Raw genomic sequence first — 11,111 nt, forward strand, 5'->3', positions numbered from 1 at the left:
GCATACGGGCAGGGCGGTGGTTGAAGTGCCCCCTCAGGTCCCGAACACTTCCGCTTTGTGTCAGCGGGTCCTCGCCTGGTACGGGGTGATGTGGCCGATCGTCGAGTGGAGCCGCTCCCGGTTGAATTCTCCCAGCAGGGCACGTTTGTGGTTCACGGCGTGGCCTTGGTGATGCAGCTTCAGGGTGATCCGTCGTGCGCCGTAGGCCCCTCGAGAGTCGGTGTGAATCTCCCGAATGCGGTGGAGCAACTCCTCTTCCGCGTCGGCTTCTTCCTGCCGCAGATGTTCGAGCTCCTCCTTCTCGGCGGGAGTCGTGCCGGCATCTCCTCCGCCGTCGGCCGCCTGGGCGCGGGCCTTCCTTCGAGGATCGCGCCAGGGCCACCGCGTCCCGCTTGAACTCTTCGGGACAGTTCTTCCGCTCTGCCACCCTGGGGGTCACTCCAGGCTGGAGCGGCTTCCGGTCACGCCGGCGACTTCTCCGGGGATCCCAAGTCCGCGTAGAGCCGGGCAGCCGCAGCTGCCTGCTTGCGGGCACAGGTCATCGACGCGCCCCCGCAGCCGTCGCCGTCGTGGTTCAGGGAGGCGATTCGACTGCGCGGGGAAAGACGCATGCCCTTGGTCCTGCCCGGATTCGGGGCAGGGAAGTCGAAGCCGACCGGCGACGCGTACCCGGTCGCAGCGATGATGCGGTCGAATTTTTGAATACTCCCGTCGGAGAACTCAACTCGACCTCCATCGACCTGGAGGACACGGGTCGGCGTGATTTTGCAGCGGGTCGAGACCATGGAGGGGCTCTTGGTGATCACGAATCCGCGAGGCGCTTCATCCTTCGTGGAATATCGCACGCACGTCCCCAGCATGGCGAGGGGGGAGTGCCGGGATATCAGCCTCACCTTGCGCCCGGTGCACCACGACAGTCGTATGTCGGGCCGATCCTCGATGATCTCCTCGCAGAGCTCCACCCCGCTCTGTCCACCGCCGATCACGAGGACCGACTCGTGGGGTTGGATGCACGACAGGTCCTGCAGGCTGGAGGCGTGGTAGCAGTTGTCCCTCCACTCGTCCGGGATGCGCGGCGCCCCGTAGCGACCCGTCGCAACGACGACGAACGCGTACGATGTCTCGCTGTCAGGGGTGGTGACGCGCACGTGTGAGTCGTGCTCCACGACACTGTCGACGCGGGTGAGGAAACGTCTGCGCTGGAGGTTGGTTCTCTCGTCGGACCAGGACTTCAGGAGAGCACGAAACTCCTGGACCGTCACCGTCGGCTTCGTTCTGAATTCGGGGGCGATGCACCATCCCGGATTCACCAGCTCAGTGCTTTCGCGGGTCTTGCCCCACGGCATGGGCTGCCAGATTCCACCCGGTTCGGGATCCGATGAGTACCAGTCGACAGAGATCCCTCGGCGCGTGAGCTCGCGGACGGCCTGGATGCCGAAGAGACCGCTTCCGACTACGGCGCAGTTGCTGTCCGTCTCCATGCGGTAGAACTTCCTTTCTGGAGGATTGACCGGGCTCAGCCGGCCCGCAGATCTCTGCGTTGAAAGGCGAGAACGGCAGCTGCTGCCAGGGCGAGCGCCAGGAGTGCCATGACCAGCGCGGCAGGCCGGTCCCAGTCGTCTCGAGGAACGGCACCCACCCAATGCAGCGGAGACAGCCGCCGTGCCCACTCCGGGAGGTCGAGCAGGTCCGCACGTAGGCACACGACGATGCCCCAGCCGACGGCGAGCCACATGACGCTGACCGTGCGGGGGTTCACCGACTGCAGTGTCACAGCGGTCACCGCCAGGAGCAGCACCGCCGGCGTGTAGGCGAGTGTGGCCGGCAGGCCGTCATCGAGATAGCCGACGTCTCCGAGTCCGGCCGCGAGTCCGAGACCTGTGCAGACGCCCATGCAGATCAGCAGGATGACCGACCAGGCGGTTACCAGCGAAGCGGAGGCTCCCCACCAACGTCGCCTGCTCACCGGGCTCGCGAGGGCGTACCCCACACGTCCGGCAGTCTCCTCGGTGGCCAGCCACTGGGTGAGCTGGATCGCAGCCGCGGCCGCGAGCACCGCGTTCATCTGGACGAAGAGCGACAGAGCGGCGTCGATGTTGTCGTCCCGTGTGGCGCCGGAGAGCGCGCTCAGGACGCTTATCTGCTTGGTCAGGTATCCGAAGGAAAAGGCGAAAAGGCCCCCACCGATGGTCCAGCCGAGACAGCTCCCGCGCGTGAGCCGGATCAGCAGATGCAGCGGTTTCGTCATCCAGGACGGCGCTGTGGCTGGTCCGGGGCGCGGTGGGATGAGCCCGGCACCTTGGTCGCGACGAGTGGCCACCACGCCGGCGGCTGTGAACGAGACCGCAGCCGTCGCTGCGATGGCAAGCCACGGCCACAGCGGCGGCCGGTCCGCGAACGGATGGATCTCCGACAGCCAGGACTCCGGATTCACCCAGGTCAGATCGACGCCGCGGGCGTCCACCACGGCACGGGCCAGGTAGCTGACCATCCAGCACGCGACGGCGAGGACGTATGAGGTGCGCGCGTCCCGGCAGCACTGGGCCACCAGGGCGCCGATGCCGGTGAAGGCCAGCATGAGCGCACCGAGGCCGCCCGCGTACCGCAGCGATCCGGCGACCGGATAGTCGAGCGTGACCAGCGCGGCGGCACTGAGGAGGAAGGTCAGGACGGCGGTGAGGGCGGCGGCGGTCAGCCCGGCGGCGGCCGGGGCGAGCCGGTGGACCGACCCCGCGGTCAGAATGTCGAGCCGGCCGGTGTCCTCGACGCTGCGGGTGAAGCGGATTGCCAGGTGCAGGCCGATCAGCGGCAGCATGATGAGGGTCAGGTAACCCATCTCGTTGGCCAGGATGCCGCCCAGGGTTTCCAAGTTGTAGCCGCGGCCCTGAAGAGCGGCGCTGCTCTGCGTGCCGACGTAGGTGGCCGCGTAGGCGGCCCGGTCCGCCTGCTCGGTGTAGTTGTCGCTGATGGTGGACGCGCTGCTGGCAACGAGCGCGGAGACGGCCAGGGCCCAGCCGAGGATCTGGGCCGGCGCGGTGCGCAGGCTGAGGGCGAGCAGGCGCCAGTATCCCGTCATGCCGGGGCCCCCTGGTCGGCCACCGTATCGGTGCGGTAGTTCGTCAGGAACAGCTCGTCCAGGCTCGGCGGTTCCACGGTGAGGGCCGTCGGGTCGGCCGCGGCAACGTGTCCGACCGCGCTTGCCAGCGCGGCGGGGCCGACCCGGAAGCGGGTGTGCACGCCGTCCGGCTGCTGTTCGGCGGTGAGGTCCACGATGCCGTCCAGGTCGGCCAGCCGCGTCACGGCGGTCCCGGTTATGGCGGTCACCGTCGTCAGCGTGTGGCTGCGCAGGTCGGCCAGCGTACCCTCGCGGACCACCACGCCGCGCCGGACGATGCTGACCCGGTCGCAGAGGGCCTCCACCTCGGACAGGATGTGGCTGCTCAGCAGGACGGTGCGGCCGGCGTCCTTCAACTCCCGGACGCACTGCTGGAACACGTCCTCCATCAGCGGGTCGAGCCCGGAGGTCGGCTCGTCGAAGAGGTAGAGGTCCGCGTCAACGCTCAGCGCCGCGATCAGGGCGACCTTCTGCCGGTTGCCCTTGGAGTACGTCCTGGTCCGTTTGGTGGGGTCCAGCTCGAACCGCTCGACGAGGGCGTCGCGCCGCTTCGGGTCGAGGCCACCCTGCAGCCGGCCGAGGATGTCGATGCAGCTGCCGCCACTGAGCCCCGGCCAGAGAGCCACGTCGCCGGGCACGTAGGTGAGGCGCCGGTGCGCCTGCACGGACTGGCTCCGGCAGTCCAGCCCGAAGATTGTGGCGCGGCCCGAATCCGGCTTGATCTGACCCAGCAGTGCGCGGATTGTGGTGCTCTTTCCCGCGCCATTCGGCCCGAGGAACCCGTGCACCTCGCCTTGCCGCACGGTGAGATCAAGGCCGTCCAGGGCCTGCGTGCGCCCGAACCTCTTACAGAGAGCTTCCGCTTCGATTGCATGCATGCTGACAAGATTGCACAACTTGGCAGCATCTTTCGTTATGTGAGGGTGAATCAACTCACGGCTTGCCCGTCCGAGGTCTTCCGGCACGGGTCCTCCTCACGTCCGCACGCCAGTGGTACAGGACTGCCCCGGCCCGGGAGAACGCGAGGGAAATGAAGTGCTATTGGGCGGCGGGCCTGGCGGCGCACCTCGATAAGAACATCGGGTCGCCCGATCCTGCAAGAGCGGCTGCGGGCGGCGGTCGCCGGCGGGGCCACAGGCGCCGAGGAACCCCAAGTGAGCCGGGTTCCTTGGGTGTTCAACCGGCCAAGCTGGACGGTTGAACACGATGAGAGCCGGATGGCACTTGCGGGAAGTTCCGAATGATGCAGGTGCGGTCCGCTCTTGGAAATCGCGAGTTTATGGCGCAATAATTGCTATCCCGTCCACCCCCCATCGCTCACCCTCAACTCGCCAAATTTCTCTCACGGATAGAATTCGGGTGGAATTCGGACATAGGGGGGCAGGTCCCGACCCGGCCTCGCCGACGAATTGAGGCAAGCCCAGTAGGTGACCAAGGGATCCGGGGTCAACAAACGAGGCGTTGACACTTCCACCGGACATCGAGACTATCCGTCAAGTACATCTGACCAGCCCGCACACGAACGTAATGTCCTAAGTGCATGTTCGTACTGGCGCCTTTTCAGGATTAGCTGCCGATGCGGCAGTGACTCTTTCAGCGCGAGGATTTTCGTTTTTTCCGGGGGATCGATGAACCCATGGGCCGACGCCGTCGAACATCTCGGCCGGCCTCCTGACTTTCGTACACCTGCGGACCGTGCCGTGTGCCGGGCGGGCAACCCGGCGGCGGTCCGCCCTGAGGAGCCAACATGAACGTTCTGGTGATCACCGAGTCCTACTTCGGCAACACCTCGCGGGTCGCCGAGGCGATCGCCACGGGCCTGCGGTCCCGCAACGCGACCGTGACCGTCGCCGCCGCGGGCTTCGGACCGGCGCTCGATGGTGTCGACCTGCTGATCCTGGGCGCTGCCACACACAACATGGGGCTTCCCTCACCGGCCTCGCGGCGGCAGGCCCGGGAGAAGGGCGGCCAGGTGCCCGCCACCGGTGTGGCGGAGTGGCTCGAGGCGCTTCCGGGTGACCCGGGATGCCGCGTGGCGGCATTCGACACCGTCACCGGCACGGGGTTCTTCTGCGGATCCGCGGCGAAGGCGATCGAGAAGCGACTTCGCCGGCGCTCCGTCAGCGTGGTCGAGCGCTCGAGCTTCCTCGTCACCTCGACTCAGGGTCCGCTGGCCGACGGCGAAGTGGACCGCGCCGAACAGTGGGGGGCCTCGCTCGCCTGAGGACCCGACTGAGGACCCGGGCCGGTGCGCCGGCCGCCGCGCGGCGAGCCGGGTGTGTTCCGGGCTCGGCCGCCTTCCCACGGCCTGATTCCAAGGCAGGACCTACGCCGCATGAGGTGGAGATATGGACATGACGGGGGCTTCCTCCAACCAGACGCTCATCGACCGCTTCGGCGCCGTCCTGCTGGGGCGCGCCGAGGAACCGTTCTACCGGTTCCTGGTCGATGGGGAGGACCAGGCCGAGCTGCTCACCGGCGCGGTGCTCGACCGGCGTGCGCGCGCCGTCGCGGTGGCGCTGAGTGAACGCGCGGCGGTCGGTGACCGGGCTCTGATCCTCTGCCCCCCGGGCATCGACTACGTGGCGGCCTTCTTCGGCTGCCTCTATGCGGGAGTGGTGGCGGTGCCGGCCTATCCGCCGGATTCCGGCGTCGTCCCCCGGATGCTTCGCCGGTTGCTGGGCGTGGTCCAGGACGCCGCGCCGTCGGTGGTGCTGGCGCCCGCCGCCGCGGCGGCGATGGCGGGTCAGATCGCGGAGCTGGCACCGGAGATGGCGGCGCTGCCGTGGCTGGCGGTGGACGAGGTCGACGAGGCGGGGGCGGCGGACTGGCGCCGGCCGGGCGTGCGCGGGCAGGATCTCGCCTTCCTGCAGTACACGTCCGGCTCCACGGGGAGCCCCAAGGGCGTGATGCTCAGTCACGACAACCTGCTCGCCAACCTGGCGGCCATCGACCAGCACATGTTCGACGGCGCCGAGCCGAGCTGTGTCGTCTGGCTGCCGCCCTACCACGACATGGGACTCATCGGCGGCCTGCTGGAGCCGGCCTACCGGGGATACCCGGTGACGTTCATGTCGCCGCTGGCCTTCCTCAAGCGGCCCGCCCGCTGGCTCCGCGCCGTCTCCGACTTCAAGGCCACCCACAGCGGCGGCCCGAACTTCGGCTACGACCTCTGCGTATCGAAGATCTCCGAGGAGGAGCGCGCCGGCCTCGACCTCAGCAACTGGCAGGTGGCCTTCTCCGGCGCCGAGCCGGTACGCGCGGAGACGCTGGAGCGGTTCGCCCGCTCCTTCGCGCCCAACGGGTTCCGCCGCTCGGCGTTCTATCCCTGCTACGGGATGGCGGAGGCGTCGCTGCTCGTCGCCGGCGGCGCGTGCACCACCGAACCGCCCCTGCTGCGGGTACGTGCCGACCTGCTGGAACAGAACCGTGCAGAGCCCGCCGAGCCCGGTGCGGGCACCCGGACCCTGGTCAGCTGCGGACAGATCATTTCCGGACATCGGCTGGTGATCGTCGCGCCGGACGCGCGTACCCCGCTGCCGGACGGGGAGGTCGGCGAGATCTGGGTCGCCGGTCCCAGCATCGCGCGGGGATTCCGGGGCCGTCCCGAGGAGAGCGCCGAGCGGCTGGAGGCCCGCCTCGCCGGCGGCGAAGGGCCGTTCCTGCGCACCGGCGACCTAGGCTTCCTGCACGACGGCGAGCTGTACGTCACCGGCCGGATCAAGGACCTGATCATCATCGCCGGCAAGAACCACTACCCGCACGACATCGAGCGCACCGTTGAGGAGGCGCACCCGGCCCTGCGCCGTGGCGCCGGCATCGCGTTCTCGGTGGACTCGGGCGAGGCGGAGGAACTCGTCGTGGTGCAGGCCGTGCGGGGCGCCGCCGGCGCCGCGGCCGAGGAGATATTCACGGCCGTCCGGGCGGCGGTCGCCGAACATCACGGCCTACAGGTACACGACATCGTGCTGGTCACGCCGGGGAGCATCCCGAAGACGTCGAGCGGCAAACTGCAGCGCTACGCCTGCAAGGAGGCGTACCTCGCCGGTACGCTCGACGCGGTCGGGCGGTGGAGCGCTCCCTCGGCCCCCGCCGACTCCCCCGAGGTGCGCGGCGCGCCGGCCACCCGGGCGAACGGCGAGCTTCGCGCGACGTATGAGAAGCGCCTCCTCGAGGAGCTCGCCGGGCGTCTGCGCGTCGCCCCCGAAAGCCTCGACCCCCGGATGCCGCTCGCCGGCTACGGGTTGCAGTCCGTGGAGCTGGTCGGGATGATCGGCGAACTGGAGCGGTGGTCCGGACGCTCGCTTCCGGCCACGCTGGCCTGGGAATACCCGACGGTCGAGGCCCTGGCGGCCTTCCTGGCGGACGGCGCCGAGGCCGCCGCGCCGCTGCCCACCCCGGCCGCGGGCGGCGACGGCACCGAACCGGTCGCCGTCATCGGTATCGGCTGCCGCCTTCCCGGCGGTGCCGACGGGCCGGACGAGTTCTGGCAACTGCTCGGCGAGGGCCGGGACGCGGTGACGGAGGTGCCCGCCGACCGCTGGAAGGCCGAGGACTTCTTCGACGAGGACCCCACCGTGCCCGGGAAGACCACCACCCGGTGGGGCGGGTTCCTCCGGGACGTCGACCGCTTCGACGCGACCTTCTTCGGGATCTCCCCGCGTGAGGCCGCCCGCATGGACCCTCAGCAGCGGCTGCTCGCCGAGGTCGCCTGGGAGGCCCTGGAGGACGCGGGCATCGTGCCGGAGCGCCTGGCCGGCTCGGCCACCGGCGTGTTCATGGGCGTCGCCACCAACGACTACGGTCACCTGCAGTACCAGCGGCTCGACCAGATCGATGCGCACACCGGCACCGGCAACGCGCTCAGCATCGCCGCGAACCGCCTCTCCTACCTGTTCGACCTGCGCGGGCCGAGCCTGGCGATCGACACGGCCTGCTCGTCCTCCCTGGTCGCCGTGCAGCAGGCCTGTGCGAGCATCGCGCAGGGCGACTGCACGCTCGCCCTCGCGGGCGGCGTGAACCTCATCCTCTCCCCGGCGCTGGCGATCAACTTCGCCAAGGCCGGAGCGATGGCCCGCGACGGGCGCTGCAAGACGTTCGACTCGCGCGCCGACGGTTACGTCCGCGCCGAGGGTGCCGGTGTGGTGGTGCTGAAGCCGCTGTCCGCGGCGCTGCGCGACGGGGATCCCATGTACGCCGTCATCCGCGGCGGCGCGGTGAACCAGGACGGCAGGACCAACGGCCTCATGGCGCCCAACCCGCGCGCCCAGGAAGCGGTCCTGCACACCGCGTACGCCCGGGCGGGCGTCGCGCCGGAGGATGTCCACTACGTCGAGGCGCACGGCACCGGCACGCTGCTCGGCGACCCCATCGAGGCGAAGGCGCTCGCGGCCGTGGTCTCCGCGCGCCGCGACCGCGCCCAGCCCTGCCTGGTGGGCTCGGTCAAGTCGAACCTCGGTCATCTGGAGGCCGCGGCGGGCGTCGCGGGTCTGATCAAGGTCGCCCTGATGCTGCGCCACCGCCGGATCCCGGCGAGCCTGCACTTCCACGAGGCCAACCCGCACATCCCCTTCGAGGAGCTGGCGCTGCGGGTGGCCGACACCGCGCAGCCCTGGCCGGCCGGGGACGGTCCCGCCCTGGCCGGGGTGAGCGCCTTCGGCTTCGGCGGCACCAACGCCCACCTGGTTCTGCAGGAGGCCCCGCCGTCGGTCGCGCCGCAGTCGAACCGTTTCGGCGACCGGGCCCACCTGCTCACCGTCTCCGCCCCGACCGAGCAGGCCCTGCGCGAGCTCGCCGCCCGGCACATGGCTCAGCTGGACGCACCGGGCGCCGAAGCCACCGTGGCGGAGTACTGCGCCGCGGCCGCGGTGCGCCGGACCCACCACGCGCAGCGACTGACCTGCGTCGGCCGATCGGCGGCCGAACTCCGTGACGGCCTGGCCGCGTTCGTGCGCGGCGAGGACCACCCCGGCGTGGCCCGGAGCGGCCGGAGCACGGGCCGCCGTTCCCGGGTGGCGTTCGTCTTCTCCGGTCAGGGACCTCGCTGGTGGCCACTGACCGCGGAGCTGCTCGACCAGGAGCCGGTGTTCCGCGAGGCCCTGGAGCGTTGCGACGCCTCGCTCCGGCAGCACGTCGAGTGGTCGTTGATCGATCAGCTCACCATGGCGCCGGAGCGCTCCCGGCTCGCGGACCCCGGCGTGGTGCAGCCCGCCACCTGTGCGCTGCAGATCGCCCTCGCCGCCCTGTGGCGGTCATGGGGCGTCGAGCCGGATGCGGTGGTGGGACACAGCGTGGGGGAGATCGCGGCCGCGCACGTCTCCGGCGCGCTCGACCTCGACGACGCACTCCGCGTGGCCCTGCACCGTGGCCGGGTGATCCGCACCGTGATCGGCCGGGGCAAGATGGCCGTCGTCGGCGCCACGTTCGACGAGACGCAACGGATCCTGGACCGGCTGGACCACGGATCCGTCTCGGTCGCCGCGAGCAACAGCCCGACGTCGACCGTCATCTCGGGCGAGACCACGGCGATCGAACGCCTCGCCGCCACCCTCGACGAGGAAGGGGTGTTCTGCCGGGTCCTCGAGTCGGTCGACTACGCATCGCACAGCCCCCAGATGGAGCCGTTGCAGGGCGAGTTGCGGGATGCGGTCGCCGGTCTCACGCCGCGCCCGACGGACCGTACCGTCGTCTCCAGCGTCACCGGACGGGCGATCGAGGGCACGGAGCTGGACGCCGGGTACTGGGCGACCAACCTGCGCCGGCCGGTGCTGCTCGACCAGGCCGTCGACACCCTCCTCGACGCCGGGCACGACGTCTTCGTGGAGATCTCCGGCCATCCCATGCTGGTCGGCGCGCTCACCGAGAAGCTCGAGACCCGGGGCTCGCAGGGCGTGGCCGTGGCGTCGCTGCACCGTGACCGTCCCGGCCGCGCCGCTCTGCTCGGCGAGCTCGGCTGGCTGTACTGCGCCGGCTTCCCGGTCGACTGGACGCGTCTGTACGGAGCCGTACCGCCGGTGGTGCGGCTCCCCGCGTACCCCTGGCAGCGTGAACGTTGCTGGCTCCCCGGCATCGAGGAAGCACCGGCCGCGGGCCGGACCGGCCCCCTGGAGGGGACGGCTCCGCCGCGCTCCGGCGCCGAGGAGGCGCTCTGGCAGAGCGTCGAGCGCGGCGACGCGGAGGCGCTCAGCGGTGTGCTGGGAATCGCCGGCGCCGCTCAGCGCGACGCCCTCGCCGCCGTGCTCCCCGCGCTCTCGGCCTGGCACCGGGAGAGCCTCGACCGGGAGACCGCCGCCGCCTGGCGCTATCGGGTCGCCTGGACCCCGCAGGCCGGTATGGCCACGGCCGCGCTGCCCGGCACCTGGCTGGTCGTGGCCCCGGACCGGCCGGTCCCGGACGAGCTGACCGGATGGTTGCGCGCGGCGATCGCCGCGCGGGGCGGCACGGTCGCCGAGATCGCCGTCGCCGCGGACGCCGACCGTGCGGCGCTCGCCGCGGCGCTCGACGGCCCGGCCTGGCGCGAGCCCGCCCTGCGCGCAGTGGTGTCGCTGCTCGCCCTGGACGAGACGCCGGTGCCCGGTCAACCCGGGCTGGCACGCGGGGCCGCCCTGACCCTGGCGCTGGTGCAGGCGCTGGGCGACATCGGCGTGAGCGCGCCGCTGTGGCTCCTCACCCGCGGCGCCGTCGGCACCGGCCCGGACGACCCGGTCACCCACCCGGTGCAGGCGCTCGCCTGGGGACTGGGCCGGGTGGTGGGCCTGGAGCATCCGGAGCGCTGGGGTGGACTCGTCGACGTCCAAGGTCCGCTCGACGAGGCCGCGGGCGACCGGCTGGCCGTCGCCCTGAGCAACCCGGACCACGAGGACCAGATCGCGCTGCGGCCCGCCGGCCTCCTCGCCCGGCGGCTGGTACGGGCGCCGTCCGACGACTCCGAGCCCCCGGCGTACCGGCCCGAGGGGACCGTTCTCGTCACCGGCGGCACGGGCGCCCTCGGCGTCCG

The 11,111-nt window shown here is 70.8% G+C and carries 5 protein-coding genes and 1 pseudogene; 3 read left to right on the forward strand and 3 right to left on the reverse strand.

Annotated features, from left to right (window positions below; all coding sequences use genetic code 11):
- Window positions 1–222: 222 nt before the first annotated feature.
- On the forward strand, window positions 223–396 hold the full coding sequence (locus N8I87_RS30535; protein ID WP_263213548.1) for a hypothetical protein: 174 nt from the start codon (window positions 223–225) through the stop codon (window positions 394–396).
- A gap of 65 nt (window positions 397–461) precedes the next feature.
- On the opposite strand, the gene N8I87_RS30540 is transcribed toward N8I87_RS30535, so the two are convergent.
- Genes N8I87_RS30540 through N8I87_RS30550 form a run of 3 tightly spaced genes read right to left on the reverse strand, consistent with a single transcriptional unit; the run spans window position 462 to window position 3,993 of the window.
- A complete protein-coding gene (locus N8I87_RS30540; protein ID WP_263213550.1) occupies window positions 462–1,481 on the reverse strand; it encodes an NAD(P)-binding domain-containing protein in 1,020 nt (339 codons plus the stop codon).
- Window positions 1,482–1,516: 35 nt separating this feature from the next.
- Window positions 1,517–3,076, reverse strand: a complete 1,560-nt coding sequence (locus tag N8I87_RS30545) for an ABC transporter permease (protein ID WP_263213552.1) — start codon at window positions 3,074–3,076, stop codon at window positions 1,517–1,519.
- Window positions 3,073–3,993: an ABC transporter ATP-binding protein gene (locus N8I87_RS30550; protein WP_263216741.1), complete on the reverse strand. Its 921-nt coding sequence runs from the start codon at window positions 3,991–3,993 to the stop codon at window positions 3,073–3,075. Before N8I87_RS30550 ends, N8I87_RS30545 begins: the two co-directional genes overlap by 4 nt.
- A gap of 869 nt (window positions 3,994–4,862) precedes the next feature.
- Between N8I87_RS30550 and N8I87_RS30555 the strand changes: the two genes are divergently transcribed.
- Both N8I87_RS30555 and N8I87_RS30560 read left to right on the forward strand, forming a co-directional pair.
- Window positions 4,863–5,339 carry a flavodoxin family protein gene (locus tag N8I87_RS30555; protein WP_263213554.1) on the forward strand — a complete coding sequence of 159 codons (477 nt, stop codon included), beginning with the start codon at window positions 4,863–4,865 and terminating at the stop codon, window positions 5,337–5,339.
- A gap of 130 nt (window positions 5,340–5,469) precedes the next feature.
- A pseudogene (locus N8I87_RS30560) lies at window positions 5,470–10,959 on the forward strand (beta-ketoacyl synthase N-terminal-like domain-containing protein); the annotation flags it as partial.
- Window positions 10,960–11,111: the final 152 nt, after the last annotated feature.

Source organism: Streptomyces sp. HUAS 15-9 (assembly GCF_025642155.1).
In the GTDB taxonomy this organism is placed as follows: Bacteria; Actinomycetota; Actinomycetes; order Streptomycetales; family Streptomycetaceae; genus Streptomyces.